21 protein-coding genes and 3 pseudogenes are annotated in these 26,348 nt (G+C 62.2%); 15 read left to right on the plus strand and 9 right to left on the minus strand.

What is annotated here, in order from left to right:
• The first annotated feature begins 149 nt into the window (after nucleotides 1-149).
• The 9 genes and pseudogenes from AC6I21_RS06610 to AC6I21_RS06650 all read left to right on the plus strand — a co-directional run bounded on the left by AC6I21_RS06610 (nucleotide 150) and on the right by AC6I21_RS06650 (nucleotide 7,718).
• Nucleotides 150-1,043, plus strand: coding sequence for a GT-D fold domain-containing glycosyltransferase (locus tag AC6I21_RS06610; protein WP_497763280.1), 894 nt, complete (start codon nucleotides 150-152; stop codon nucleotides 1,041-1,043).
• Between the two features lie 33 nt (nucleotides 1,044-1,076).
• Nucleotides 1,077-1,379: pseudogene (locus AC6I21_RS06615) on the plus strand (integrase core domain-containing protein); the annotation flags it as partial.
• A gap of 32 nt (nucleotides 1,380-1,411) precedes the next feature.
• Nucleotides 1,412-2,279, plus strand: a pseudogene (locus AC6I21_RS06620) (transposase family protein); the annotation flags it as partial.
• A 155-nt stretch (nucleotides 2,280-2,434) separates the two neighbouring features.
• A pseudogene (locus tag AC6I21_RS06625) lies at nucleotides 2,435-3,703 on the plus strand (Ycf46 family AAA ATPase); the annotation flags it as partial.
• Between the two features lie 437 nt (nucleotides 3,704-4,140).
• On the plus strand, nucleotides 4,141-4,572 hold the full coding sequence (locus AC6I21_RS06630) for a hypothetical protein (RefSeq protein ID WP_497763281.1): 432 nt from the start codon (nucleotides 4,141-4,143) through the stop codon (nucleotides 4,570-4,572).
• A complete protein-coding gene (locus AC6I21_RS06635; protein ID WP_497763282.1) occupies nucleotides 4,573-4,800 on the plus strand; it encodes a DUF2997 domain-containing protein in 228 nt (75 codons plus the stop codon).
• Complete coding sequence (locus AC6I21_RS06640) at nucleotides 4,797-5,600, plus strand: ComEA family DNA-binding protein (RefSeq protein WP_497763283.1); 804 nt, start codon at nucleotides 4,797-4,799, stop codon at nucleotides 5,598-5,600. Before AC6I21_RS06635 ends, AC6I21_RS06640 begins: the two co-directional genes overlap by 4 nt.
• Nucleotides 5,600-6,211: a 4Fe-4S single cluster domain-containing protein gene (locus AC6I21_RS06645; RefSeq protein WP_497763284.1), complete on the plus strand. Its 612-nt coding sequence runs from the start codon at nucleotides 5,600-5,602 to the stop codon at nucleotides 6,209-6,211. The genes AC6I21_RS06640 and AC6I21_RS06645 overlap by 1 nt, the downstream gene beginning before the upstream one ends.
• Before the next feature lie 289 nt (nucleotides 6,212-6,500).
• Nucleotides 6,501-7,718, plus strand: a complete 1,218-nt coding sequence (locus AC6I21_RS06650) for an ammonium transporter (RefSeq protein ID WP_497763285.1) — start codon at nucleotides 6,501-6,503, stop codon at nucleotides 7,716-7,718.
• A gap of 78 nt (nucleotides 7,719-7,796) precedes the next feature.
• Here AC6I21_RS06650 and AC6I21_RS06655 read toward each other — a convergent pair whose 3' ends face one another.
• Nucleotides 7,797-8,501 (minus strand): DNA-3-methyladenine glycosylase, encoded by a 705-nt coding sequence (locus AC6I21_RS06655; protein WP_497763286.1) that lies wholly within the window; start codon nucleotides 8,499-8,501, stop codon nucleotides 7,797-7,799.
• 178 nt (nucleotides 8,502-8,679) lie between these two features.
• On the opposite strand from AC6I21_RS06655, the gene ffh reads away from it, so the two are divergent.
• Nucleotides 8,680-10,242, plus strand: coding sequence for a signal recognition particle protein (gene ffh, locus AC6I21_RS06660; protein ID WP_346922678.1), 1,563 nt, complete (start codon nucleotides 8,680-8,682; stop codon nucleotides 10,240-10,242).
• A gap of 161 nt (nucleotides 10,243-10,403) precedes the next feature.
• The gene (locus AC6I21_RS06665; protein ID WP_446754163.1) at nucleotides 10,404-11,246 is read left to right on the plus strand and encodes a transporter substrate-binding domain-containing protein; all 843 of its coding nucleotides are present in this window, start codon (nucleotides 10,404-10,406) and stop codon (nucleotides 11,244-11,246) included.
• A 119-nt stretch (nucleotides 11,247-11,365) separates the two neighbouring features.
• On the opposite strand, the gene AC6I21_RS06670 is transcribed toward AC6I21_RS06665, so the two are convergent.
• A complete protein-coding gene (locus AC6I21_RS06670) occupies nucleotides 11,366-13,081 on the minus strand; it encodes an AMP-binding protein (RefSeq protein WP_497763287.1) in 1,716 nt (571 codons plus the stop codon).
• Nucleotides 13,082-13,486: 405 nt separating this feature from the next.
• On the opposite strand from AC6I21_RS06670, the gene AC6I21_RS06675 reads away from it, so the two are divergent.
• A complete protein-coding gene (locus tag AC6I21_RS06675) occupies nucleotides 13,487-14,689 on the plus strand; it encodes a hypothetical protein (protein WP_497763288.1) in 1,203 nt (400 codons plus the stop codon).
• A 142-nt stretch (nucleotides 14,690-14,831) separates the two neighbouring features.
• On the opposite strand, the gene AC6I21_RS06680 is transcribed toward AC6I21_RS06675, so the two are convergent.
• The 3 genes from AC6I21_RS06680 to AC6I21_RS06690 form a co-directional block, all read right to left on the minus strand.
• A complete protein-coding gene (locus AC6I21_RS06680; protein WP_497763289.1) occupies nucleotides 14,832-16,544 on the minus strand; it encodes an AMP-binding protein in 1,713 nt (570 codons plus the stop codon).
• 120 nt (nucleotides 16,545-16,664) lie between these two features.
• The gene (locus tag AC6I21_RS06685) at nucleotides 16,665-16,874 is read right to left on the minus strand and encodes a CDGSH iron-sulfur domain-containing protein (protein WP_054820397.1); all 210 of its coding nucleotides are present in this window, start codon (nucleotides 16,872-16,874) and stop codon (nucleotides 16,665-16,667) included.
• Entirely contained in the window at nucleotides 16,871-17,896 is a 1,026-nt protein-coding gene (locus tag AC6I21_RS06690; protein ID WP_396278410.1) for an iron-containing redox enzyme family protein, read from the minus strand. Before AC6I21_RS06690 ends, AC6I21_RS06685 begins: the two co-directional genes overlap by 4 nt.
• Nucleotides 17,897-17,911: 15 nt before the next feature.
• Between AC6I21_RS06690 and AC6I21_RS06695 the strand changes: the two genes are divergently transcribed.
• Complete coding sequence (locus tag AC6I21_RS06695; RefSeq protein WP_497763290.1) at nucleotides 17,912-19,012, plus strand: glycosyltransferase family 2 protein; 1,101 nt, start codon at nucleotides 17,912-17,914, stop codon at nucleotides 19,010-19,012.
• 147 nt (nucleotides 19,013-19,159) lie between these two features.
• On the opposite strand, the gene AC6I21_RS06700 is transcribed toward AC6I21_RS06695, so the two are convergent.
• Nucleotides 19,160-20,269 carry a thermonuclease family protein gene (locus AC6I21_RS06700; RefSeq protein ID WP_497763291.1) on the minus strand — a complete coding sequence of 370 codons (1,110 nt, stop codon included), beginning with the start codon at nucleotides 20,267-20,269 and terminating at the stop codon, nucleotides 19,160-19,162.
• Between the two features lie 219 nt (nucleotides 20,270-20,488).
• On the opposite strand from AC6I21_RS06700, the gene AC6I21_RS06705 reads away from it, so the two are divergent.
• Nucleotides 20,489-21,364, plus strand: a complete 876-nt coding sequence (locus tag AC6I21_RS06705) for a VOC family protein (RefSeq protein WP_497763405.1) — start codon at nucleotides 20,489-20,491, stop codon at nucleotides 21,362-21,364.
• A 57-nt stretch (nucleotides 21,365-21,421) separates the two neighbouring features.
• Here AC6I21_RS06705 and AC6I21_RS06710 read toward each other — a convergent pair whose 3' ends face one another.
• The 3 genes from AC6I21_RS06710 to AC6I21_RS06720 form a co-directional block, all read right to left on the minus strand.
• Nucleotides 21,422-22,135, minus strand: coding sequence for a hypothetical protein (locus tag AC6I21_RS06710; RefSeq protein ID WP_497763292.1), 714 nt, complete (start codon nucleotides 22,133-22,135; stop codon nucleotides 21,422-21,424).
• Nucleotides 22,136-22,424: 289 nt separating this feature from the next.
• Nucleotides 22,425-23,054: a LysE family translocator gene (locus AC6I21_RS06715; protein ID WP_497763293.1), complete on the minus strand. Its 630-nt coding sequence runs from the start codon at nucleotides 23,052-23,054 to the stop codon at nucleotides 22,425-22,427.
• An 88-nt stretch (nucleotides 23,055-23,142) separates the two neighbouring features.
• The gene (locus AC6I21_RS06720) at nucleotides 23,143-24,318 is read right to left on the minus strand and encodes a thiolase family protein (RefSeq protein ID WP_497763294.1); all 1,176 of its coding nucleotides are present in this window, start codon (nucleotides 24,316-24,318) and stop codon (nucleotides 23,143-23,145) included.
• Between the two features lie 242 nt (nucleotides 24,319-24,560).
• Here AC6I21_RS06720 and AC6I21_RS06725 point away from each other — a divergent pair, with 242 nt between their 5' ends.
• On the plus strand, nucleotides 24,561-26,072 hold the full coding sequence (locus tag AC6I21_RS06725) for a polysaccharide deacetylase family protein (RefSeq protein WP_497763295.1): 1,512 nt from the start codon (nucleotides 24,561-24,563) through the stop codon (nucleotides 26,070-26,072).
• Nucleotides 26,073-26,348 lie beyond the last annotated feature (276 nt).

Raw genomic sequence — 26,348 nt, forward strand, 5'->3', positions numbered from 1 at the left:
GTCACTAGCCGAAACTAATGACCATGGGCGCATTTGGAAGCTGTTACTTACTCATCGCCTACAGGCAAGGGCCGATAATGATTCGTGGACTGTTTAATAGGTTTTCTGGACTAGGCCCCGAAGACCAAAAGGTTGTAAGGGTTGCTGATGTGCACGAGCATCAAGAGACTTCTATGGTTGGCGCGGAGCGGCTCGAGGAACAAAATGCTTTGCTGCGTGAGCAGCTGAAGCTTCTGGAAAAGTCCATTGAAGTGTCCCAACGTCTTTCGATGACGGTCGAGGCTCTTCGTTTAGCCGCCGAAGTTCCCGTAAGAGCCCAAATAAATTCAGCTCTCGGAAATAAGCAACTGTCGATGCTAGAGACTGTGGAACGCATTGCGAACGACAGGTTGAGTTTTGCCCGTTATGGGGACGGTGAGATCAGGCTCATGACACGCGAAGATTTCAACATTCGTTTTCAGAAAAACAGCCCGGGGCTCAAGCGCGATTTGAGGTTAGTCTTGGAAAGGGAGAAGAAAGATTTACTCCTGGGGATGCCCCATCGTTTTGTAAATGCAATGTGGTCGGGTCTCTTCGCGGAAAGTTGGGACTATATAAGTGCGGCAATTGAAAACAAAGCTATTCTTGGAGATAGTCACGTATCTCGTCCTCTATTTTTCGAGTTCTACCAAAAGGCAGCAGTGGATGCCTGGCGTAAGGTGTGGCAGGGCCGAAGGGCCATCGTTGTAGCGGGAAAAGACTCCCGCTTCGAGATGATAGATGAACTTTTTGACAATTTGGCGGGATATGAAAAAATTGTGGCCCCTGCGAAAAACGCTTACGTGGAATTAGATCGAATAGTAAATTCGGTTCTTAAAATCGCGCGTAGGGACGATATTGTCCTGGCGGCGCTAGGGCCAGCAGGTACTATCCTCAGCGCCCGTTTGTCCGAACAAGGAATACAGACGATTGATATCGGTCATATCGCAGCAAGTTACCGCAACGTTTTTCTTGGTGATGCGTTCCCCGAGGATTTACCTGTTAGTCAGTTGCCCCAGGCCTGAAGACGCATTTTGATCTTCGAGCACTGAGCTGCAACCCCTAGAAGATCGGGTAGTGATAACGGCTCCGCTATCGCTCTCACTCGTGGCGCGATGCCTGCCTTCAGCTGCGCGTGGGGCCGAAGCGAACCCGTCCCCATCGGCCCAAACCGATGGCGAGCGGTTTCACCGGACGCTGGGCGATGGATGGGCTTATGCCAAGTTCTACGACAGTGAATCAGCACGCCGCCAAGCCCTGCCGGCATGGATTCATGAGTACAATCACCACAGGCCCCCCCTGTGATAGGGAACCAGCTACCCATCAGCCGCATAACCCACCCGCCTGGACAGTGCACCTAGAGGTCTTCTTCAGATCTCATCCAAACGCTCTCGTGGTCCCGGGGCCGGCAAAACCTCGCCCTGCCCATCGTGGGCGAAGGCTGGTCTTTAGGCCATGCCGCGGAAAGATTTCAGGTCGCACTGGGCACCGTCTCCCGGTGGGCCCGCCGATACCGGGAGCATACCGAAGCAGGAATGCAGGGCCGCTCCAGTTGCCCGCGCACCGGCCCGCGCTGGGTCCCGACCCGCACAGGACAACGGATCATCGGTCCCGGTTGAACTGGCACTGGGGACCAGGTCGGATCGGCTTCCTGCTCGGCCTGTACCCCTCCATCGTGCACAAGGTCCTCTCTCCCGGTACAAGATGGCACGTCTGGCATGGCTGGACCGGGCGACCGGGCGCTGCACGCGCCGGTACGAGCACGAGGCGCCCGGGGGACCGATCCATGTGGACATCAAGCAACTGGGACTCATCCCTGACGACGGCGGCCTCGGGGTCACCGGCCGCTCAGTGGGCTTCCAGCGCCGGAACGGGCCAGCGGCCAACCGCTGGCCCGGCTACGACTACCTGTACAAGGTGGTGGAGGACCATTAACGGCGGGCCTATATCCAGATCCTGGCTGATTAGAAAAAGAAACCGCAGCTGGATTCTAACAGCGCCAACGCGTGCTTTGACTCGGTGGGAATCACGGTCAAGCAGGTGCTGACCGGTAATGGGTCCTGCCACTGACCCTACGCGTCCGATGACGCGCTGGGAGTACAGATGAAGCTCAAACGCACCCTCCCATACCATCCGCAGACCAACGGCAAAGTCGAAAGCGTCAACCGCTCCGTGCTGGAGGAATGGCGTACGCCCGGGCGTATGGGGCAGAGACCGAGCCGGTGGCAGCACCTCCCGCATGGTTGGAGTACTGCAATCAATAACGTAGACACACCGCACTGAACTGTCTAATTCCCGCCGATCGTGTTCCTAACCTCAGGGTGTAGTAGAGCTAGGTGACGCTTAATGTTCGGTATCCGGTGGCAATTCATAAGAAGTGGAGATTCTCAGGAGAATGGATAGAATCGTCTCCTGTATGTTTGGATGCCGTAGAGGAGTCCGAGCTGAGAAGGATCCGAGGAAAGTCGCCGGGAGACGTTACGTGGGAATTATCGAATTCGAAAACTCGCTGATCGAGCTAATCCGGGCCAGGAATCCGTTGCTGTACGTCGAGACCTTCGAAGAGGCGCGGGTTGTCGGCGCGGTGGAGAACATCGCGACCAACCCGAAGCTTAAGCGCGACCGCCGGGTAGTGAGCTACACACTGAGTTCCGGACTGCACCGGTTGGGTGAGCAGGGCAAACCCACCGACCCGGTCGCGGCCATCAATGAGGCTGCGAAATACCAAGAGCCCACCATCTTCGTGTTCTACGACCTGCACCACTTCATCTCGGCTTCCGGAGCCGGTTCCCAGGTGGATCCGAATGTGGTGCGTGCGGTGTTGGATGCGGCACGGTCCTTCCGCAGTGGCGCCGTGGCCCACACCATGATCCTCGTGTCCCCGGGCATGACCCTGCCGGTGGATCTGCAAAAGGAAGTCACGGTCCTGGAACTGCCGCTGCCGAACCGTGAGGAAATCGCCGATATCCTCGATGACATTATTCAAGCCAACTCCGCACAGATCAGCGTCGAGCTCACCGCCGAGGACCGTGACCGATTGCTGCAGGCGGCGCAGGGGCTCACACTGGGCGAGGCGGAGAACGCCTTTGCCCGAGCCATCGCCAATGATGCGCGGCTGGAACCCGGCGATATCGCACTGGTGCTGGAGGAAAAGCGCCAGACCATCAGGAAGTCCGGCCTGCTCGAATTCGTGACCGTCAGCGAGGACATCGATGACATCGGCGGTCTTCAGAACCTGAAAACCTGGCTGCGCAAGCGCAACGGGTCCTGGCTTCCCAGCGCCGCTGGCTGGGGCATTCCGGCCCCCAAGGGCGTATTGATCACCGGGGTGCCTGGCTGTGGCAAGTCCTTGACGGCCAAATGCATGGCCTCGCTGTGGGGTCTGCCCCTGCTGCGCATGGACATCGGCAAGGTCTTCTCGGGTCTCGTTGGCTCCAGCGAGCAGAACATGCGCGACACCCTGAGGCTGGCCGAGGCGGTTGCCCCATCGATCCTGTGGATCGATGAGATTGAAAAGGGCTTTGGCAGCAACAGTGGGGGAGACTCCGGAACCAGCCAACGAGTTTTCGGCACGTTCCTGACCTGGCTGCAGGAGAAGCAGGCTCCGGTCTTCGTGGTGGCCACCGCCAACAAGATCAACGCCCTGCCACCCGAGCTGCTGCGCAAGGGGCGGTTCGACGAGATTTTCTTCGTTGACCTGCCCACCTATGCCGAGCGTGAGGAAATCTGGCGGATTCAGCTAGAACACCGGCTCGCTAGCGCGCCCGAGGCCGCAGGAGAAGTCTCAGCCGAAGACCCGTCACTCATGGAGCGCCTGGCCCAGGCCAGCAACGGTTTCTCGGGCGCCGAAATCGCCGAAGGCGTCGTCAGCGCGTGCTTCGATGCGTACCATGAACGCCAACCACTGCGCGAGGCGGACTTGCTGCGGGCAATCAGCAACACGGTCCCGCTGGCCACCATGCAAGCCGAACAGATCCGGGCGGTGCGTGACTGGGCCAGCCAGCGCGCGGTGGCAGCCACCGCAGCCGAGGACGAGGAAGAATTTGCCGCCAGCACCTCCGGGAGCGCGGACGTGACCAGTTGGCGTGGCGGACGCCGAATCGATTTCTAGGGGGAGCACCGATGAGTTTGGAAGTTTTCCTGATCCCCGCCGGGATCATGGCGGTCAAGGCCGCGCAGGAACTACATAATGCGAAAAACAGGCAGTACGAGCAGGCTTTTGAGTCCACCCGGATTCAGGACCAGCAGCTGCTCATTGAGGGGCTGGACGCACTAGGGATCACCGAGCACCAGGTGCAAGGTGAGCTCGTCACCGCGCAGACTCAGGCCGGGGAAGCGGTCTTCGTCCGCGAGTCAGACCGTTACCTCGCACAGATTAGAAACGAGCAGGAAGCCACCGGCGCACTAGTGCAACAGCTGCACTCGGCGGTTGGTCAGATCCTGCAACGCAGGAACGTGGAGAAAGTCCAGGCCCAGGCACGCACCATGGGAATGCGCCTCATGGAGCAGCGCGCGGTGGACGGAAGCGTCCAGCTGGTGTTCGAGGAGGCATAGATGTCAAAGAAATTCATCGTGACCATTGGCGCGGACGGCATGATTTCCGCCGAAACCAGCGACATTACCGGGGCCGCTTGCCTGGATGAGCTGGCCACCATCGAAGCGTTGGTCCCCGACGCACGGGTGCTCGACTCCCGATTGACGGGAGACTACTACCGCGCCGTCGTGCAGGAACAGCACCTGCCGGTGCAGAATACCGTCAAGGATCAGCGGGGACAGGCATGAACGTTTCGTTCCGGCAGTTGATGTGGGCGCTGCTGAGCAGTGTAGGAGTGCTCTGGCCGGCCCTGACAGTGGGGCTGGGTTCCTGCGTCGTCTTCTTCTACCGCGGTGTGCGGATGCGCAACTGGCGGTGGCTCATCATTGGCGCCGTAGCGCTGGCCATGACCATTTTCACCTTTGCGATGATGCCGGACAGCGGCAGTAAGACCATCAACGGATCCTCCGTGTTCTATAACCTGGTGGTCGTCCTGATGCTCGTCAACTGGTTCGGATCCACGATTGTCGCCCTGGCACTGAACCCGCGCTGGTTGCGTTTTCTGATTGAGACTTCTCCGATGGTGCCGGCGGAGGTACGCTCCCGCTACGGGCAGCCGCAGCGCCAGCGGACCCAGGAACCGCTGCTGGGACAGCAACAGGACCAGCAATGGTGGACCACAACCAACACCTCGTCCCCCGGGAAGGCAGCGGCACAGGGCACAATGTCTGGCTTCTCCCAGGCCGGGGCGTCTACTTCCTCTGACATCACTGCCGAACGCCAACTCCCCGTGCGGGAGGAGTACACGGGCAACGTGGAGGTCAACCAGGCACGCCCCGCGCAACTGCGGGCGCTGGGCCTGCGGCCGGCCGACATTGATTCCATTCTTTCGGCACGCAAACGCATCGGCTCATTCAACAGTTTTGAGGAACTGCTTGAATCCAGCGGGGTGGCGCCGCACGTGCTGCTCCCGTTGCGCTCCAGGCTGGAATTCTCCGGCAACCCCACGCGCAGTAACCGGCGCGGCTCTCGGACCCTGGACCTGTAGTGCCCAGTGCACTGAGGGTGGCCCGGGTCCTGCATGCCACCCGTGCCGAGGGCCCGCACCTGCGCAGCGCCATCTGGGTGCAGGGGTGTTCCATTCGCTGTAAGGGCTGCATCAACCCGCACCTGTTCACCGAACGCGGGGGAACACTGCGGGAAGTCGGTGACATTATTGCCGAGGCCCAACAGCATGAGGTTGAGGGCATCACTCTGATTGGAGGGGAACCCTTTGACCAGGCGGCCGCCGGAGCGGACCTGGCTGAGGCAGCCCAGGCAGCGGGGCTGGGAGTGCTCACCTTCACCGGTTACACCATGGAGTCCCTTCAAAACCGGGATCCCGACGCGGCGCGACTGATCGCCGCCACGGATCTACTCGTGGACGGTCCCTACAGGGAGGATGAACCGGAGACGGAACGCGCGCTGATCGGTTCAGCCAATCAGCGTTTCATCCACCTCAGCGCCCGCTACGAAGACTACGACCCGGTCTGGGCGCCAAACCGGGTGGATGTGAGAATCCATCCGGACGGGACAGTGGAGCTCGGTGGCTTCCTGGACAGTGAAAATCTGCGTGAGTTCTCTACCCAAAGTGGCCTATTGCGCCGGCGGCGTTCCTAAAACCGGCATTGTGAGTTCGAACAACTCTAACGGCTACCAACGTGCGGCGGTCGGGGAACACTTATGTGTTCCCCGACCGCCATCGTTTTTTCTGGGAGAAACATCCCCGTAACCGCCGTGACCCGCAGCCGTTACAGGCCGACCATTTTTGTCATCAAACCGAAACGCAGACCAGCGCACCGCCGAAACAACTTTCCAGCAAGATTAAGTTCGTGGGGATGCCCAAGGACGTGTACCGCCCCTTGCAGTCAAGCAAAGAGACACTTTTGCGAAGGTGATGGTGAAGGCGATGGAGATTTCGACAGCCGAGTTGTGGACGCTGATGGCCGCAAGCCTGGTGGTATTGATGACCCCGGCACTGGGTCTGTTTTACGGTGGGATGACCCGGGCCACCGGGGTCGTGAACATGATGTTGATGAGCTTCACGGCCGCTGCCATGACGGCGGTGGTCTGGGTACTGTGGGGCTACTCGCTGGCGTCCGGCGAGCCGATGTTAGGTGGCCTCCTCGGTGCGCCGCTGAACGATTTTGCCCTGCTGGGCACCGACATGGCCGATTTGTTGCCCGTCGGCTTTGCCGGCGCGTTTGCGATGATCGCCGTTGCCATCATTTCCGGGGCGATTGCCGACCGCAGCCGGTTCGGGGCCTGGCTGCTGTTTGTCCCGGTTTGGGTCTCCCTGGTCTACGCACCGGTTGCCTTCTGGGTGTGGGGCGGGGGATTGCTGGATGCCGACGGATGGCTGGGCCAGCGCTTTGGTGAGGCCATTGATTTCGCCGGCGGGGCGGTGATCCACACGAACGCCGGTGTGGCGGCCCTGGTGTTGGCCCTGAAGCTTGGGCCGCGGCACAATTTTCATGACCGCCCGCAGCCGCACAACACGCCGCTGGTGATGCTAGGAGCGGCTCTGCTCTGGTTCGGATGGTTCGGCTTCAACGCAGGCGCTGCGACCACCGTGGAGCAGGCCGGACTGATCTGGGTCAATACCCTCATTGCTCCCGGTGCCGCGGTGCTCGGGTGGATCCTGGTGGAGAAACTGCGCGGCCAGCGTCCCACCTCGGTGGGAGTGGCCTCCGGCCTTGTGGCCGGACTGGTCGCCATCACCCCGGCCTGCGCCAACGTGGCGCCGTGGGCGGCGCTGCTGCTGGGTCTGGTGGCCGGGATGGCCGCGGCCTGGGCGGTGAACTTGAAGTGGAAGCTGGGCTATGACGACTCGTTGGACGTCGTCGGGGTGCACCTGGTGGCCGGCCTGGTCGGCACCCTGGCCCTGGGATTCGTCGCGCTGCCGGGGCTGGAGGAGCCGGCTGGCCTGATCTACGGTGGCGGGCCGGCGCTGCTGGTCTCCCAGCTAGTGACCTGTCTGGTGGTGGTGGTTTTCTCGGCCACCGTCACCTGGGTGATTGCCCTGGTGGTGGACAAGCTCATCGGCTGGAGAGTCGATGGCTCCACGGAGGTCGCTGGCATTGATGCGGCCGAGCACCAGGAGTCCGGTTACCAGCTGGTGCGCTGACCGGGCCGTGCGGAATCAACCGGGCGTGCCTGGGTGGGGAACTGGCAGTAGTCGTCGGTTTCCCACCCGGGGCGGCGTTCAGGAAGAGGGGTCCCAGCTAAAGGCATCGCGTACCGCATCGTGGCGCCAGGCAGCGGCGTTGCGTCCGGGGCGGAAGGCGGATACGGTCGGATCCCCGGGAATCCAGAACCGCCACGGGAAATCGGTGCCGCCGGCGGTCCCGGCGACCCCTACCCGGGGGCCGTGGGCAATGTTTTCTACCCGCTGGGAGGGCAGTTCCAGATGGAACGGGGCAGCGAACAGGTCCAGCCCGTCATGTTCGGCCCGGGTGATGCCCAGTGCCGTACCCAGGTTTCCCGGTCCGCGGGCCAGGTGGGCGTGGTTGCTGGGCGCGGGCGAACGGCCATTGGCCGCCTGGTGGCGTTTGGCGGTGCGGCGTTTAACGGCCAGATCTTCACCCTCCACGATTTCCCCGGCCCGCAGCAGCACCGCCGAGGCGGTGCCGGTGGGGGAGCAGACCAGGTTGATGGCGTAGTGCACCCCGTAGCTCAGGTACACGTAGGCGTGGCCGGGAGGGCCGAACATGGAGGCGTTGCGTTCGGTCTTGCGGTCCTTGGAATGCGAGCCGGGATCATAGGGCGGCGGGGTGCCCACCCCGTGGTAGGCCTCGGTCTCGGTGATGCGTAGGGTAACGGCACCCTCGGGGCTTTGGACGCTCAGGCGGGCACCGAGCAGCTGGGGTGCGACCTCAAGTCCGTGGGCGGTGAACAGTTCGCGATCCATAAGGCCAGTATGGCATTGACCGGCCGGGCGCCGGGGGCGGCGGTGATTTTGCGTTCAGTTCTTCACGCTGGCGGCGAATCGGTGCCGAACCATGCCGGGTTATTGATATTCTTGATGGTTGAGTCCTGTGCGCTTTGCTTCGCGCACCACACGACCTACCGAAAGAAGTGCCCGGCACGTGTTTAATTCACTCTCCGATCGCCTGACAGCCACCTTCAAGAACCTGCGCGGCAAGGGCAAGCTCACCGAGGCCGATATTGACGGTACCGTCCGGGAGATCCGACGGGCCCTGTTGGATGCGGACGTCGCCGTGCCGGTGGTGCGCGCCTTCGTGGCCCAGATCAAGGAACGTGCCCTGGGCGCCGAGGTCTCCGAGGCACTGAACCCGGGCCAGCAGGTTGTGAAGATCGTCAACGACGAGCTCGTTGAGATCCTGGGTGGGCAGACCCGCCGCATCAACCTGGCGAAGAACCCTCCCACGGTCATCATGCTCGCCGGTCTGCAGGGTGCCGGTAAGACCACCCTGGCCGGAAAGCTGGCCAAGCACCTGAAGGCCGAAGGCCACACCCCGATGCTGGTGGCCTGTGACCTGCAGCGCCCGAACGCGGTCAAGCAGCTGCAGATCAACGGTGAGCGTGCCGGCGTGCCGGTGTACGCCCCGCATCCGGGCGTCTCCTCCGAATTCGACACCCCAACCGGTGACCCGGTGGTCGTGGCCCGTGACGGTGTGGCCGAGGCCAAGGCGAAGCTGCATGACGTGGTGATCGTTGACACCGCCGGCCGCCTCGGCGTGGACGCCGAGATGATGGCCCAGGCCGCGAACATCCGCGCCGCGATCAACCCGGATGAAGTGCTCTTTGTCATTGACGCCATGATCGGCCAGGACGCGGTGAACACTGCCCAGGCCTTCCATGAGGGCGTGGACTTCACCGGTGTGGTCCTGTCCAAGCTGGATGGTGACGCCCGCGGTGGTGCTGCCCTGTCGGTGGCCTCGGTGACCGGCAAGCCGGTCATGTTCGCCTCCACCGGCGAGAACCTGGACGACTTCGAGATCTTCCACCCGGACCGCATGGCCAGCCGCATCCTGGACATGGGCGACATCATGACGCTCATCGAGCAGGCGGAGAAGAACTGGGACCGCGGCGAAGCGGAGCGGATGGCGAAGAAGTTCGCCGACCAGGAAGACTTCACCCTGGATGACTTCCTGGCCCAGATGGCCCAGATCAAGAAGATGGGGTCCATGAAGAAGCTGCTGGGCATGATGCCCGGCACCCAGATTTCCCGTCAGCAGCTGGAGCAGTTTGACGAGCGCCAGATTGACCGGGTGGAGGCCATTGTGCGCTCCATGACCCCGCACGAGCGCAACGCACCGAAGATCATCAACGGTTCGCGCCGTGCCCGTATTGCCAAGGGCTCGGGCGTCTCGGTCTCCGAGGTCAACCAGATGCTGGAGCGCTTCACCGAAGCCCAGAAGATGATGAAGAAGATGGCCTCCGGCGGCGCCATCCCGGGCATGCCCGGTGCCGGCCGCGGCGGGGCCCGCAAGGCCAAGGGCAAGGGGAAGGGCAAGAAGCAGAAGTACGGCAACCCGGCCAAGGCCGCCCAGGCTGAGCTGGAGGCCAAGAACAAGAAGGCCAACGCTCCCAAGGGTGCCGCATTCGGGCAGGGCGGGGTCCCGGAGGACTTCGACCCGTCAAGCCTGAACCTGCCGTCCGGGTTTGAGAAGTACCTGGGCAAGTAGCTTCCTGAGCTGTTCGGGGAGGCGACCAACATTGTCGGTCGCCTCCCCGAAGTGTTTTAATTCCGTTTCTGGTGCTTTACCGGCCTTGCTGAGCAGCAGAGGGCTGGTGAAGGGCAAGTAACTTCCTTGGGTGGTCGGTCTCCCGCCAGTAGCATCTTGGCATGACATCACATTCCAAGCACCTTCGTTCCCTGACTCTCATGGGCGTGGCACTCCTTGGTGCCGCCACCCTCTCCGCCTGCACCGCCGAACAGGACTCTGCCGGTAACACGGAAACCTCCAGTCAGCCTGAGGCCGACAGCTCGCGGTTGGACGCCATCAAGAAGGCCAACCAGCTCAAGGTCTGCACGACCGGAGATTACCGTCCCTTCACCTACCTGGACCCGGAGTCCGGCGAATGGAGCGGCATCGATATCGACATGGCCCAAGACCTGGCAGAGGAGTTGGGCGTGGAGGTGGAGTTCGTACAGACCTCCTGGAAGAATCTCATGCCTGACTTCCTGGAGGAGTGCGACATGGCTGTCGGCGGAGTCTCCATTTCCTTGGAGCGGGCCGAGCAGGCGTACTTCAGTGACGCGACACTGGATGAAGGCAAAACACCAATCACCTTGTGCGAGAACGTGGAGAAGTACGACACCGTCAAGGAAATCAACCAGCCCGGCGTCCGCTCCATCACCCCCATCGGTGGAACCAACGAAAAGTTCGCAGACGAGCACTATCCGGAAGGGGAGATCATCCGATTCGAGGATAACAATGCCATCTTTGACGAGATCATTGCCGGCCGTGCGGACGTGATGACCACGGACGCCTCGGAAACTCGGTGGGTGGCCCACGAGAAGCCCGAACTATGCGCGGTGCACCCGGATAAGCCGTTCAACTTCTCACAGAAGGCATACATGCTCCCGCGCGGGGATGAAACCTTCCGACAGTACGTCAATCAGTGGCTGAACATGTCCAAGAATGACGGCACGCTGAAGCAAGCCGAGAAGCCCTGGTTCGGATAGCTTTCACAGTTATCGGACCCGAGGTGCGTGCCGAAGCCGCATTCGAAAAAGTGGCGTGACAACCCGGGCTGGGGCCTGGACTCTGGCGCCCGAGTTGTCACGCTCCGCGGAGCCTGTTCCTAGCTGCGGCCGGCAAAAAGCGCAGGGAAGTCACTGTCCCTGAATTCCCGAGAAGACGTCGTACCCGCACGGTGCTGTGCTTCCTCGTTGTGGCGCAGTTCTACCCGGCGGATCTTGCCGGAAATGGTCTTGGGAAGATCCGAGAACTCCAGGCGCCGGATCCGCTTGTAGGGAGCCAGGTGCTTCCGGCAATAGCCAAGTATCGCCTCGGCGGTCTGCGCGGTCGGGGAGTGTCCCTCGGCCAGGATCACAAAGGCCTTGGGGACCGAGAGCTTCATGTCATCGGGGGAAGGGACCACCGCCGCCTCTGCCACGGCGGGGTGTTCCAGGATCACCGATTCGAGTTCGAAGGGGCTGAGTTTGTAGTCACTGGATTTGAACACGTCATCGGCGCGTCCCACGTAGGTGAGCACCCCGTGCTCGTCCCGTTGGGCAATGTCACCGGTGTGGTAGACGCCATCGCGCATTGCCTGGCTGGTGGTGGCTTCGTCGTTGAAGTAGCCCTTCATCAACCCCACGGGTGGGTTATCCAGGCGCAGACAGATCTCACCTTCCTCGGCGACCGCGCCGGTGGTGGGGTCACGCAGTTCCACGGCATATCCGGGCATGGGCCTTCCCATGGCGCCAATGGTGATGCGTTCACCTGGAGGATTGGCAACCTGGACCGTGGTTTCGGTTTGCCCGTAGCCATCCCGGATAACCTGACCCCATGCTCGGTAGACATGGTCAATGACTTCGGCGTTCAATGGCTCGCCCGCCGATACCAGCTTGGTTGGCGGGGTGACCAGTTCTCCCAGGTCCGCCTGGATCAGGTATCGCCAGACCGTGGGTGGAGCGCAGAAGCTGGTGACATTCTTGGACTCCATCTGCTGCATCAGTGCCCGGGCGTCAAAGCGTTCGTAGTTGTACACGAACACGGTGGCCTCGGCGATCCATGGGGCGAAGAAGTTGGACCAGGCGTGCTTGCCCCAGCCGGGGGAGGCCACGTTGAGATGGATGTCGCCTGGTTCCAGGCCAATCCAGTACATGGTGGCCAGATGTCCTACGGGATACGAGGTGTGGGTGTGCTGCACCAGTTTGGCCTGGGAGGTCGTGCCGGAGGTGAAGTACAGCAGCAGGTTTTCATCCGCAGCCGTGGGGACGTCCAGCTGGAATTCGGTCGGAGCGTCTTCTGATCCTTGGTAGTCCAGGATCCCCGGTCCTGGCGTTCCGTTCACCTGCACGAGCGTGTAGTTCCCCGAGACCTCACTGAATTTGGGGATCTGCTCTTCATTCGTGACGACCCAGCTCGCGTTGCCACGCTGAATCCGCTCGGCAAGGTCGCTACTTGTCAGCTGCGTGGTGGAGGGGATGATGACGGCACCTAGCTTCATGCCCGCCAGCATGACTTCCCACAACGCGATTTCGTTGCCCAGCATGAGAATCATGGTCTCCGAGCGTTCGAACCCCTGATCGGAGAACCACCGCGCCACCTGTGTGGAACGCCGCGATAATTCAGCCCAGCTGTAGCTGGCGGTGCTGCCATCCGGCTCGGCCAGGATCAGCGCCGGGCTGTTGACCCGTCGCGGGTCTCGAGCGACCTGGTCAAACCAGTCATAGGCGAAGTTGAAGTCCGTGAACTGCGGCCAGCTGAACTCCTCGCATGCCCGCTGATAGTCCTCGCGCAAGGCGAGCAGCTGGTCTCGGGCGGCACGGAACTTTGCGGTGTTGTTCATCTGGGTCCTTTCACCTGCAGTGGCAGCCGCCGCTGTGTCAACAGCACGTGGGGCGCACTTAAATCCCAGACAAATATACTCTGGTGACCAATCTGGACGAAGTGTTGCGACAAACTGCGGGAGGAATTTGTGTTTGAGGCCGCGTTTTGATCAATTGCAATCCTTCCCGTCCCCGCTTCGACGCCTCGGGGACGGCGTTCACGTCGCGGGCTGGCAGCCTGCGTTCGGCTATGGGGGTGAACAGTCGCCCCGGTTACAGCGGCAATCTCCGATTTGGCTGCAAGTCATCCTTTGGGTCGACCGCGTTGTGCCGGATACTGCCCGATCTCCGCCTTGGGATGCCCGCTCGAATTGGAGCCACCCATAGGATGAAGCAAAGACCCGATCCTTGGAAGGGAATCCGCCATGAGTACCCAGGAATTCAATACCGCCGCAGCCGTCTTCAATTATGACGTCTACCGCGACGACGCCCAGCAGCGGGTCTTTGAGGCCCTCAGTGCGTTTGACCTCGTCGGCTATATCGAGGCGGCAGACCGCGAGGGTGCCAGTACCTACGTCCACGCAGAACTGGCCCTGAACGAGGACGAGCAGCCGATGACGGCCAGCGCCTCCGGCAACCTGTCGGTCTCCCAGCAGGGCCTGGAGCAGCTGGCCGGGAAGCTGATGGAAGCCAGCGGTGCCGACAGGCTCTATCTTGACGGCGACTTGGCGGCCGGCACGGAACTAGAGCACCCCGAGGACGCCGGAGCCGATGACGAAATGGAGATGGAGACCGACACCGAGGAATCCTTGCAGGCGATTGCCGGTCCAAGCCTGCGCCGCAGCGATTTGGCGTTGTCCGCGATGGGGCAACCAGGCTCGTGGCTAGTGAGGCAAGACGCTTCTGGATTACTCGCGCTGCGCCGCGGCGAACCGGTGGAGATCATCCTTGGGCGCAAAATGGTTCCGGCGCTGGAAATCCTGCGCCACGATGCGGCCTACGAACTGCGATTCCACGCACGCAGGGGAGCCGTGAATGTCAACGGCAGTGTGGCCGCGCAATACTGGATGGGTCCTGCGCAGCGGGCTGTTCCCACTGTCGCGGCAGAAAGCGCCGCGGCAAAGTATCAGGCCGATTTGGCGCAGTGGCTATATGGAATTGACGAGGAGGAGCTGGCCGCCCTGGAGTCGTTGTGGCCACAGGCCGCTCGTGAGCTGCGCGCATTGTCCAACGAGCGCACCGAGGAATCCCTCCGCCAGCTGGTGGGCAACCTGGGGATGCCGTCCGAGCTGATTGATGCGGTGCGTGATGAACTGGATCCCACGGGTTTTGAATCCCTCAAGGGAGGTCTGTTCACCGGTCTCGACCAGGCCCTTGAGGAGGAGATCTCAGACGCCAAGGGAGTAAAGAGACTGATTTACCGGACCGGCTGGAGCCCTTCGGCGTTGATTGGGTCCTCACTGGTGATCCTCGCGGCCGGCACGCAACTGAACCGGTGGATGCGTCGCAAGGCCAAGCCCGGTGCAGGATGGCGCCGAACCATCATGTTCTTCTGGTACTCCGACGCCATCTACTACCTCGCCCGAGGGTTCCGGCAGGTATTGGCGAAGAGGCTCCCCAAGGCGTAGGAGCCGCACCTACCTCCGAAGGGAGAGCACACAGGAGACAAGAGCAGGCGCTGCCTGACTGACGCGAACTCGTCAGCCAGACAGCGCCTGCTCTTTGTACTACTCCTGCCTACGCATGGGCTGGTGCCGGCCGCTGGGGGAGTTAGGAGCTTTGGGACTTCACGGCCGGAAAGTCCGAGTCGCGGTATTCGACTCCGCTCATCGATTCGCCGCGATGGCGTTCCTCTTCGGCCTTGCGCAGCTCCACCCGCCGGATCTTGCCCGAGATGGTCTTGGGCAGATCCGAGAACTCCAGGCGCTTGATCCGCTTGTACGGAGCCAGGTGCTCACGGCAGTACGCCAGGATGCTTTCTGCCAGCTCCGGACCCGGGTCATGCCCGGGCGCCGGGATGACATAGGCCTTGGGTACGCTCAAGCGCAGCTCATCCGGGGCAGGCACGACCGCGGCCTCGGCCACCCCCGGATGCTCAATCAGCACCGACTCCAGTTCGAAGGGGCTCAGCTTGTAGTCACTGGACTTGAACACGTCATCGGCGCGGCCCACGTAGGTCAGCACCCCGTGCTCGTCCCGTTCGGCAATATCACCCGTGTGGTAGAAGCCGTCACGGAACGCGTCCGCCGTCTTCTCCTCATCCCCGAAGTACGAATTCATCAATCCCAGTGGGCGGGGATCTAGTTCCAGGCAGATCTCGCCAAGATCCCCCTGCTCACCGGTGGCCGGGTCCACCAACACCACGTTGTATCCCGGCATGGGACGGCCCATCGCCCCAATGGTGATGCGTTCGCCCGGGGGATTGGCAATCTGCACCGTGCTCTCGGTCTGCCCGAACCCGTCCCGAATGACCTGCCCCCAGGCCCGCTCCACCTGGCCAATGACTTCCGCGTTCAGTGGTTCACCGGCCGAGACCAGCTTTGCCGGAGGATTCTTCAGGTGACCCAGGTCCGCCTGGATCAGCAGCCGCCACACGGTGGGCGGGGCACAGAAGCTGGACACCTGCTCGGCGTCCATCTGCTCCATCAGCGCCTTGGCGTCGAAGCGGTCATAGTTGTACAGGAAGACCGTGGCTTCGGCAATCCACGGGGTGAACAGGTTGGACCAGGCGTGCTTGGCCCAGCCGGGGGAGGCCACGTTCAGGTGAACGTCCCCTGGCTCCAGGCCAATCCAGTACATCGTGCTCAGATGCCCCACGGGGTACGAGGTGTGGGTGTGCTCCACCAGCTTCGCCCGGGACGTGGTCCCCGAGGTGAAGTACAGCAGCAGCGTTTCATCGGCCCGCGTGGGCTCATCCAGGCTGAACTCCACCGCAGCGTTCAGGGAGTCGCCATAATCCAGGACACCGGATGTGGGAGAGCCACCCACCTGGATCAAGGTGAAGTCGCCGGGAACCGATGCAAACTTCTCCACCTGGTCCTGGTTGGTCACCACCCAGCGGGCGTCGCCGCGTTCGACCCGGTCGGCCAGGTCCGCTGGGGTCAGTTGCACCGTGCAGGGAATCAACACCGCGCCTAGCTTGATCCCGGCCAGCATGGTCTCCCACAACTCGACCTGGTTGGTCAGCATGACAATCATCCGGTCAGCGCGGCGCACCCCCTGATCCGAAAGCCAGCGGGCCAGCTGGGTGGAACGCTGGGAGAGCTCCTTCCAGGTGCGCCGGGTTGAGGTGCCGTCCATCTCGTTGATGACCAGTGCCTCTTTCCCACCGCGCTCGCCGGACGCCACCTGGTCAAACCAGTCAAAACCGAAATTGAAGTGGGTGAACCGTGGGCAGCTGAACGTGTCCCGTGCTTCCTGGTAGTTCCCTCGCAGGGAGAGCAGGTGGTCGCGGGCGGCTCGAAACTCTTCGGTGACGTTCAATGCGCTTACCTTTCGCTTGCAGGCACGAGGCTTTCCGGATCAAGGGTGATCCGCATCACTGGACAATATACTTTGATGTCCAACAATTTGAAAGGGTGTCACCGTGAGGTGGGGGTTTGGCTAGCGCTGCTCGAAGCGGTTCAGCTTGTGGGTTCCGTCGCAGAAGGGCTTGATGGCCGAGCCGCCGCAGCGGCAGAGGGCCACGGTGCCCCGCCGCGGCTCAATGACCTCTCCGTCTGCGTCCAGGATCTCGAAGTCCCCGCGCACCAGCAGTGGCCCGCGTGGGCACACCGTGATCTGGGTGTTTTCTTGTTTGTTCTCCTGGCTCAAGCGGCTACTCCTGCCGGTTCGCGCAAGGAGGAATTGCCCGACTCCCAGGCGTCCAGCTGCCAGCGTCCCACCATCGCGTCCACCGCGGCGGCCGCCTGGGCGCCAAAGAAGACATCCGGTGCCAGGTCTGGCTGATCTTCCACCAGCCCGCCAGCCAGGTCACGCCCGGCGATCTGTTCATGAACCGCGTCGGCTTCCACGTGCTCATCGAAATAGTCCGTGACCGGCGCCTCGAAGCCCAGTCTGCGGAAGCCGCGGGCATAGGCGGCGTTGGGCAGCGAGGACGTCATTTCATAAATGGCCAAATGCCCGGTGATCGCGCCGCGCAGCCGCCGGTGCATTCCAAAGAGCGACATCATGTTCACCGAGGCCAAAGTGATTGCCGGTACCTGCTCAATGTAGGCGCCAAAGGTGTTCTCCAGCCCGGTGCCGTGCATGGTGAGTGCGAACAGTTCGCTGTGCATGCGGCTCAGCTGTCCGCCGCCGTACTCGTCGGCCTGGATCTCTACCATGGCCGCCTTGGCCCGGCCCTCCAGCCGCGGAATCGCCCAGGTATGCGGATCGGCCTCCTTGAGCTGGTAGACCGACTTGTGAATCAGGAACTCGCGGGCCTGCTCCAGGGTGGCGTGCCGCTGCACATACTTGGACACCGAAGGCCCCGAATCATCGGCGGCCAGTTCAAAGAGACGTTCGGCCACGGCCTCGGCCCGAGGCTCAACCTCTGGAGCCGAACCGGCGGCCTCCCGCAGCCGGGCCTCGAAGCGTTCTTCAAGCTTCCGGCGCTGGACCAACAGGCTTGGCTCCCACTCCCAGGCGGCATCCACCTCGTCAAACCCGCGGTAGGACAGCTCATAGATGATAAAGAGGCCCAGCTGGATGTCCTCGTCGAACAGCGGGTCACTCTCGGCGACCACCGCACGGCTGACCACGTCGGCCAGGATCGCGGTATCCGCGCCGGCAGGCTGGCGCAGCACCGAGGCCAGTTCGGTGGTCAGTGGTCCACGAGGTGTTGGAAGCTTCATGGTGTTCCTTCTCTGATGCTGAATGTCGGCTACAAGCCGCTGACGTTGGCCATATCGTGGCAGTATTCTCGGCTCAAGACCAGCGCTGACAGGAAAGGCCAAGGTATGTCATCTGCAAGGCATCGCGCCGCACCCGGTTCCGGGCCAACTGGGGTCGCCAACCTGCCGTTGCCCCGGTTGGAGGCCGAATACATCCTGCCGCTGAAGTGGGCGGACACCAGTGGCGATGACGAGCTCGTCTCCTACCTTGAAGAATTGTCGCAGTGGGTGGACATCACCATCGTTGACGGTTCGGCGCCGCCGGTCTTTGCAGAGCATCGGCGGCGTTTCGGGCCGCTGGCCCGGCATCTTCCGCCGGAAGGAGTGAAGCCGCCCAATGGCAAAGTGCACGGTGTTCTCACGGGGATTCGCCATGCGCGTCATGAACGGATCGTGATCGCCGATGATGATGTGCGCTATTCCAGGCAGAACCTAGGGCGCGCGCTGGATTTGCTGGAGCAGAACGATCTGGTGCGGGTGCAGAACTACTTTGACCCGCTGCCCTGGCATGCCAAATGGGATAGCGCCCGAAGCCTCATCAACCGTGCCTTCGGCTCGGATTATCCCGGGACGCTGGCGGTACGGCGGAGCCTTGTGGCGGGTGGCTACCGCGGTGATGTGTTGTTCGAGAACCTGGAGATGATCCGCACGGTGCTGGCGCGCGGAGGCACCGAAGTGCGTGCGGATGACCTGCTGGTGCGGCGCCTGCCGCCACAGACTGCCCACTTCCTGGGGCAGCGGGTGCGCCAGGCCTATGACTCCCAGGCGCAGCCGGTGCGGCTGCTGGTGGAGCTGTCATTGCTGCCTCTGCTTGCGTGTCTGGCCCGGAAACCAGCCAAGCTGTTGCTGTTCGTGGCCGGCACTGTTGTTCTTGCCGGGTGGGGGCGGCGTGGAACACAGGGTGCCTTCCCGTGGTCTACAGCGTCGTTTGCGCCGTTGTGGGTGATCGAGCGTGCCATCACGTCCTGGATAGCCTTGGGCTGGCGGTTGGCCGGCGGGGTTCCCTATGCCGGAGGGAAGCTGAAGCACGCGGCGAGCTCGCTGCGGGACCTGCGCCGGGCGCAATCCGGCTTTTAGGGCATCGGAGCGTAGCGCATAGAGCTTTCCGTATGTAACTAGCGAAAACTCTACGGCCTGTCGACGAGCTCTGCTGATGCGTCGACAGGCCGGTGTTCGGTTTCGCCTAGGTGTGTTCTGGCTGAGCCAGGGCTTGAGCTGGTTTACTCAGCACGGGCGCCAGGTTCTGCCTCCGGGTGCATAGCACCGCGGTCCGGTGTAGTTGGAGGGACCGCTGCTCTTCTTCCTTGGAGCCGGGTACGTCTTCTTAGGCGTCCGCGGTGCGGTCGGTCGTTGCGCTTTTTTGCGTGGCTGCGTTTGTTGTTGCGTATTGTTTTGCTTGCTCGGCGCCGCGGCCCGGCGCCGCTCGGCGGTAGCCGCCTTTTGCTGCTCTTGCGCCTTTTTGAGCTCCGCTGCGCGTTGCTTTGCCTTCTCTGCCTTCAGCTTCTCCTCTTTTTGCTTTCGCTCGGCTTCCTTGCGCTCCTTTTCTTCCTGCTTCAGCTTCGATTCTTGAGCGCGGTGAGCCTTTTCCAGATCCTCGGCGGTCGAGATGGAGTCCGAGAGCTGTGAACGCAAACCGGCAAAACTTGAGGCAAGAAGGGCGTGCGTGACAGGACTGCGGTCCGGGGTGATGCCGTCAAGGGTCTTTTTCAGTCCGAGTCCCATTGCCACTGCGGCCGCGGCCTCGGCGGCCTGTGAGCCGGATTCTTCTATGGAGTCGCTGAGCTCTTCCGGAACCTCTTCCAAGGCCGAGGCAACTTCGTCAACCTGCGCCGGTACGGTGCACTTGATGTCCGTGCTAAAAAGCCCGACTGAGTTTTCGGAGGCTTTGTTTTGCGCAGCCAACACCTCATCGTAAAACTTGATGTTCGGCTCGAACTTCACAGCGATTCCCAGGCCGAGTGCTGCAATCTCTGCGTTGACCAAGTGCCCATCCTTGAACACGCCGGCCAGGGTTCTGCCATAGCGGTCGGTTCTCTCGACATCGTATTCGAGGTCGACCTTGTCGCCTGGGGAAAGGATCGATTTGAGGTGATCGCTGGCCTCGGAGCCGAGGCACTCCACACCCTTATTGGGGTCTACGGTTTCGGGCGTATCCACGTTGAGGAGCCGAACCCGCTGTTCGGCGCCGGCAATCTTCATATCCACGGTATCTCCGTCGATAACCCGGATTACAGTGCCCTGTGTGTCACTGTCGGCGGTCGCGGCGTATACGACGCCGGAGGTAACCAGTGTTCCGGCAACAAGGCCCGCGACCCACTTTGATTTTGTGCTCAACAAAATGTTTCTCGTTTTCTCAGAAAGTGCAAGTGATTGGGGAGAATAACTCCTCCATCATTAAAGGGTTTTTCATTGAAAACGCCAAAACCTTCGTTCCCCGAGTTAGGCCGGACACGATGTGGTGTGAGGTAGCAGCCGATTCCAGTTATTCATTGAAGCTTCAAGTAAATTCCGGTAGGCTTGAGCCCACGAGGACCAATGATCTGTGCCGGGAAGGTGGCCGCGATGAGCGTGCGCGAAGAGAAACTATCCGATGAGTTGAGCATGAATGCCGTGCAACTCAAGGTCGGGGATATGCGGCTGATGAGCGATTACTACCAGAAGGCCCTGGGGTTGACGGTGCTGGCAGAAGACCATGACGGGCTCACGCTGGGACGCGGTTCCAGTGAACTGGTCAAGCTCCGGCACGCGCCGGGACTGCATCTGCCAGCCCGGGGAGATGCCGGGCTCTTTCACACGGCCCTGCTCTTTGAGAGCCAGGAGGACCTGGCGGCCACCGTCTACACCGCCGCCCGCTTCGACAACACCCGATTCGTGGGATCCAGCGACCACCTGGTCTCCGAGGCCTTCTACTTCACCGACCCTGAGGGCAACGGGATCGAACTGTACTGGGACCGCCCACGCGATACCTGGCGCTGGGAGCAGGGCAAGGTGGCCATGGATACCATCTACCTGGATCCCAACCAGTACCTGGAGGCGTACCTGGGGCAGGCGGCGGTCGAGCGGCAGGCGGTAGCCACCGCCGGAGTGGGGCACGTACACCTGCAAGTCGGTGATGTCTCCACCGCCCGACAGTTCTACGTCTCAACGCTCGGGTTTGATGAAACCACTGCGCTGGGGGACCAGGCCCTGTTCGTCTCGGCTGGAGGCTACCACCACCACATGGCCATGAATGTCTGGAACTCGCGGGGTGCCGGGCCGCGCCGCGACACCCTTGGACTGGGTGAGGTGCTGATCAACGTGCCCAACCAGGATGAGGTCGGCAAAATCGCCGAACGCCTGGACTTCGCGAAAATCCAGCACCACCACACCGGCGCGGAACTGCGCTTCAACGATCCCTGGAACAACCAGCTGCGCGTGGCCGTCGCGTAGATCCTGGCAACGCAAACGGGCCTGATCTCGCGATAGCAAGATCAGGCCCGTCAATCCTTAGGTGCCTGGGGTTTCGGTCGGTTCCTGCGGGGGCTGTTCCTGGATGTCCTTAAGCTGTTCGAAGGACATCATCAGGGACTTAAGTTGCGCGTACTCTTCGGTCTTGGCATAGGCTCGCATCCGTTCGGCACCCTTTAGATCCGCATCGACGTCGGTTAGTTCATCCTTGGGCCCGATCTTGCGCTCGAAGGTGGCACTGCCGCCCTGATAGTTGAACGGCACCGCAACGGCCGGATAGCCGGCCTGCTGGTCTGGGCTGAGCTCGGTGAGTTCAATGACCGCACTGTCCGGGCTGGCGGCGTCCGCCACGAAGGTCAGGTGTGCGCCCTTCTCCTCATTCAGTGTTCCGCCATCAATCAGGACATTGTCCTTCGCTGGGGGTGGGATGGCCTCCTTGGCCCACGGGTCCGCCCCGGTGCGCAGAGTGGCCATGACCTGGCCATCGGGATTGGTGAATTCGATGCTCGCGGCCGCTTCGGGGTTGTACTGGTAGTACTCGTTGGTGATTTCCTTCATCTGCCAACCCTTGGGCAGCTTGACGCTGAAGTGGCCGTTGGCGATCTGTACCGTCTCGGAATCAACCTCGTGCTCGGTCGTGGCGCTCTGTGAGGCCTTCGGCTTTGCGGGTTCATCGGAGGTGGCCTGCGAGCAGCCGGCCAGCAGTCCCGTTGCCAACAGCATCGAGGCAAGTGTGGCTCCCGTGCGGGTCATTATGTGCATAAAGGCCTTTCGTAGAGCCTGGCGTCGACCTACCGGGCGATACGCCGCTCAAAATCGGAAATGCAGCGGATCAAGCTGATCCGCTGCCATTTGTTCCGACGCTATGCCAGGCGACGACGAGTGAACCAGTTACACGAGGGGACTTCAGCGTCTTCCTAGTGAACATCCGGGCAGCATTGACGGAGAACCCATCCCTTGATGGTGCTTGCTGGCCGGGGTACAAAGGCATGTCGTTGTGGAAGTAGTGCGGGCATGCACAGGGCCACCCGTGATGGGTTGACTAGGGCCTGTTCAGTGCCACGCGCACACCGAATCCGATTAGCACGGTCCCGGTGATCCGATCCATGACGGTGACCCCCTTTTCCGTGCGCAGCCACTTGCCCGCCAGGGAAGCACCGAGAATGAGCACGGCTGCCCAGAGCATGGTGAGCAGCACATGGACCGCCGCCAGCGCCAGGCCCATCAGCAGGGCGTTGGCCCCGCTGGGGGTGAACTGGGGAATCACGGCTATGTAGAACACGCCAATTTTCCGGTTCAGCAGGTTCGTGGTCACGCCCATCCCGAAGGCCTTCCATTTGCTGGAGGCAACCGGAACCTGCACCGCGTCAACCTTCTTGCGCCGCAGGCTGCGGTAGATCATCTGGGCGCCGAGGAACACCAGATATGCGGCGCCGGCGTAGGTCAGGATTTGATAGGCCAGCTGTGAGGCCGCGAGCACCGCCGAGGCACCGGCCGCGGCAATGACACCCCACGCCAGTACGCCTGTGCAAATCCCCAGGGCAGCCACCGCGGCTTCGGCGCGGCTGCGGGCCACCGCTGAGCGCAAGATCAAGGCGGTGTCCACCCCGGGAACCAGGGTGATCAGCGCGGCCACCACGGCAAAGGAAAGCAGGGCAGAGGTAACGGTCATGGAACAAGGATAAGGGGAAGAGATGGCTGCCCTTGCCAGATCGGGGTTCGGTCCTTGAAGCCGTGCGCCCGGTTACTCCCGGCTTCTCCTAGGCGCGCTTCAGCAGGGCGGCAATGGCCTGCCCGCCACCGATGCACAACGTCACCACGGCATATTGGCCTTCCTTGCGAACCAGTTCCATGGCCGCCCGTAGCGTGAGGATCGCGCCGGTAGCTCCCACGGGATGGCCCAGCGCTATCGCTCCGCCATAGGGGTTGACCCTATCCGCCGGAAGATTCGCATCCCGAATCACCGCCAGGGCTTGTGAGGCAAACGCTTCATTCAGTTCAATGACATCAATGTCCTGCGGTGACAGGCCCGTCTCCTCAAACAACTTGCGCAGGGCAAAGGTCGGCGCATAACCCATGTACGCCGGATCCATGGCCGTGACGGTGACGTGTTCCAGGGTCGCCAGCGACGGCAGGCCGTGGGCGCGCACATAGGACTGCTTGGCCAGTACCAGGGCCGCAGCCCCGTCATTGAGGCCCGAGGAGTTTCCGGCCGTCACCGAGCCCTGTGGGTCAAAGACCGGCTTGAGGCCGGCCAGTGACTCCAGGCTCACCCCGGGGCGCGGATGCTCATCCACGTCCTGGGCTTTACTTCCCACCAGGGAGGCGTCAACGATTTCCTCGGCAAACGCCGCCCGAGCCTCCCGGCCGGTGGCCAGCTGCTGGGACCGCAGCGCAAACTCGTCCTGGTCTTCACGCGTGATTCCGTACTTGCGGGCGACATTCTCGGCGGTGGTGCCCATGTGCTTGTTGCTGAAAGGGTCGGTGAGCATGGCCAGGGTGCCATCCAACAGCTTGCGGTGTCCCAACGTCCTGCCGTGGGAGGCGGAGTAATCCAGATATGGCATGTTGGTCATGGACTCGTTGCCGCCGGCGATCACCACCTCGGTGGTGCCGAAGGCCAGTGACTGTGCGGCGCTGAACACCGCCTGCAGGCCACTGCCGCACAACCGGTTGACGTTGAATGCCGTTGTCCGCTGCGGCAGCCCGGCACCCAGGGCCACGCGGCGGGCGTTGTAGGACTCCGGGCCCACCTGGCCAATGCACCCCATGATGACCTCGTTCACGGCATCGGCGGGAACCCCGCTGCGCTGCAGCGCCCCGGAGACCGCAGCCGCGCCGAGCTCCGCCGTGGCCAGATCCCGGTAGAGTCCATTGAACTTTCCCACGGCGGTGCGCGCCCCGGCGATGATGGCAATCTTGTCGCTGTGCTCCACGTCCAACTCCCGATCTTCAGCCCAAGGTTTTTGAAAGTCTACGACAAGACCCACGTGTCGAAGCGCGGTGCCATCAAGCGAAGCTCCGCCGGCTTTGTCGAGCCTTCCGCGTGAGGTCGAGCACAACCGTGCGTGAGGTGGAGCATGCCAAGCTGCGCCGCAGATAACGACTGTTTAACGATTGGTTGCCACACCCCGAATCGGTTAGGTGTCACGGTGCTAAAACTTGGAAACTGGAACTCATGACCTCGAACCATGGCCGTGTGCTGCGTGCCGCTGCAATGACCCTCACCGGACTTTTGGCCCTCAGCGGGTGTGCTGTCAGCCAGCCTTCCGCCCCGGATGACGTCAATTCGCTGCAGCAGCTGCCGGACACCACCGCCAGCAGTGAAGCCGAGGGAGGCAACACCCAGCTCACCGGGCTGAACCGGGTCACCACCAGCAATGAGCGGCTGCACATGTACGCCGCGCACCTGGAGCTGAAGGATCACCCGCAGATCAGCCGGGCCACCCGGGAATCGGTCACCGCGAGCATTGACGCTTTCCTGGCTGATCACCAGGACGCCCTGGATGAGGACGTAACCGCCAAGCCGGAACTGAACATCAACTCCCAGGCTGCCTCGGCTGACCAGAGCGTGCTCGGGGTCTCGCAACAGATCTATGAATTCGCCGGGGCCTCTGGCGCCAACAGCTACCGCACCCAATGGTTTGATGTTCAGCAGGACCGCGAAATTCCCACCGGGGAACTGTTCTCCTCGTCCGAAGCCTGGGACCACGTGCGGCAGATGCTCGCCGAGCAGGCCAACAGCAAGGCCGGCATCGATCTGGAATCCGTTACGGATCTTCCCGAGGAGGCCACCGATGACGTGCAGTTCACCACCAGCGGGGACCTGCAGGTCCAGGTGGACGAATATCTGATCGCCCCGGGGTCCGAGGGCACCATTGTGCTGCAGCTGGATGCCGGGCGCATCGACGGGCTGCTCTCGGATCTGGGCCGCGCCGCACAGGGTTCGGTGGTCGAGCATGATGCGGCGCCAACCCCGGAACCGGTTCCCGGGACATCGGAGAGCGGCTCGGCGACGCCCGAGGAAGAACAACAGCAGAACACTCCGGCCCAGGTGCCCGAGGTCAGCCAGGTGGACTGCAGGGAAGCCAAGTGCGTGGCGCTGACCTTTGATGACGGCCCCGGTGCCAGCACCGGGTACCTGCTCGATTCGCTGAAGAAGGAAGGGGTCCCGGCCACCTTCTTCGTGGTGGGACCCAACGCCCAGGCGCGCCCGCAACTGCTGCGGCGCATGCAGGCCGAGGGGCACCAGATCGGCAACCACACCTTCTCCCACCGTTCCCTGCCCGCCCTGGCCTCCTCGGAAGTGGCCAAGGAACTGCTGCGCACCGACGAGGCCATCAGCTCGGCCACCGGGTACAGCTCAACACTGGTGCGCCCACCCTATGGCGCCCACAACAAGGACGTGGACCGGATCGTGACCTCCCCGCTGATCCTGTGGGATGTGGACACCCTGGACTGGAAGCACCGCAACACCAACAAGACCATCTCCACCGCCATGGATGAAGTGCGTCCCGGGTCAATTATCTTGATGCACGACATCCATGCCAGCACGGTGGCCGCGGTCCCAGGGCTGATCCGAGAGCTCAAGGACAAGGGCTACACCCCGGTACGGGTGGACCAACTCTTCGCCCACTCAAAGCTGAGCGCCGGAAAGGCGTACTACCGAGGCGAACACCCGGCTTCCTAGTATCGGTACCTTGAAACGGGGCGCGCCGGCAGCCGGTTGAAAAGATGGGAACAGCCCGTATCAACAAGGACGGCTGCTGAATCCCACTGTGTTGCCTAGGGCTACGTTGTCCCTGCCGCCCGCGAACCGACGGCAGCCTTGCACGTGGGGGAGGGGAAAGAGCCCTGGAACGTGTTGCAGCCAACACGATCACGGAATTGGTTTCCCTTGCCCTGCTCTGGCATAATTGCAGGGTACTCGATTTGATGTGGCCCCTCTCTCCATGTCAGGTCCTGT

It is taken from the genome of Glutamicibacter sp. St.4D3, from assembly GCF_059728615.1.

What these genes read in the sequence shown, in the direction of transcription:
- AC6I21_RS06710 (WP_497763292.1), bottom strand. Translation starts at nt 22,135, where the DNA reads ATGACCCGCACGGGAGCCACACTTGCCTCGATGCTGTTGGCAACGGGA.
- AC6I21_RS06670 (WP_497763287.1), bottom strand. Translation starts at nt 13,081, where the DNA reads ATGAACAACACCGCAAAGTTCCGTGCCGCCCGAGACCAGCTGCTCGCC.
- AC6I21_RS06665 (WP_446754163.1), top strand. Translation starts at nt 10,404, where the DNA reads ATGACATCACATTCCAAGCACCTTCGTTCCCTGACTCTCATGGGCGTG.
- AC6I21_RS06655 (WP_497763286.1), bottom strand. Translation starts at nt 8,501, where the DNA reads ATGGATCGCGAACTGTTCACCGCCCACGGACTTGAGGTCGCACCCCAG.
- AC6I21_RS06690 (WP_396278410.1), bottom strand. Translation starts at nt 17,896, where the DNA reads ATGAAGCTTCCAACACCTCGTGGACCACTGACCACCGAACTGGCCTCG.
- AC6I21_RS06640 (WP_497763283.1), top strand. Translation starts at nt 4,797, where the DNA reads ATGAACGTTTCGTTCCGGCAGTTGATGTGGGCGCTGCTGAGCAGTGTA.
- AC6I21_RS06650 (WP_497763285.1), top strand. Translation starts at nt 6,501, where the DNA reads ATGGAGATTTCGACAGCCGAGTTGTGGACGCTGATGGCCGCAAGCCTG.
- AC6I21_RS06725 (WP_497763295.1), top strand. Translation starts at nt 24,561, where the DNA reads ATGACCTCGAACCATGGCCGTGTGCTGCGTGCCGCTGCAATGACCCTC.
- AC6I21_RS06635 (WP_497763282.1), top strand. Translation starts at nt 4,573, where the DNA reads ATGTCAAAGAAATTCATCGTGACCATTGGCGCGGACGGCATGATTTCC.
- AC6I21_RS06715 (WP_497763293.1), bottom strand. Translation starts at nt 23,054, where the DNA reads ATGACCGTTACCTCTGCCCTGCTTTCCTTTGCCGTGGTGGCCGCGCTG.
- AC6I21_RS06695 (WP_497763290.1), top strand. Translation starts at nt 17,912, where the DNA reads ATGCTGAATGTCGGCTACAAGCCGCTGACGTTGGCCATATCGTGGCAG.
- AC6I21_RS06630 (WP_497763281.1), top strand. Translation starts at nt 4,141, where the DNA reads ATGAGTTTGGAAGTTTTCCTGATCCCCGCCGGGATCATGGCGGTCAAG.
- AC6I21_RS06675 (WP_497763288.1), top strand. Translation starts at nt 13,487, where the DNA reads ATGAGTACCCAGGAATTCAATACCGCCGCAGCCGTCTTCAATTATGAC.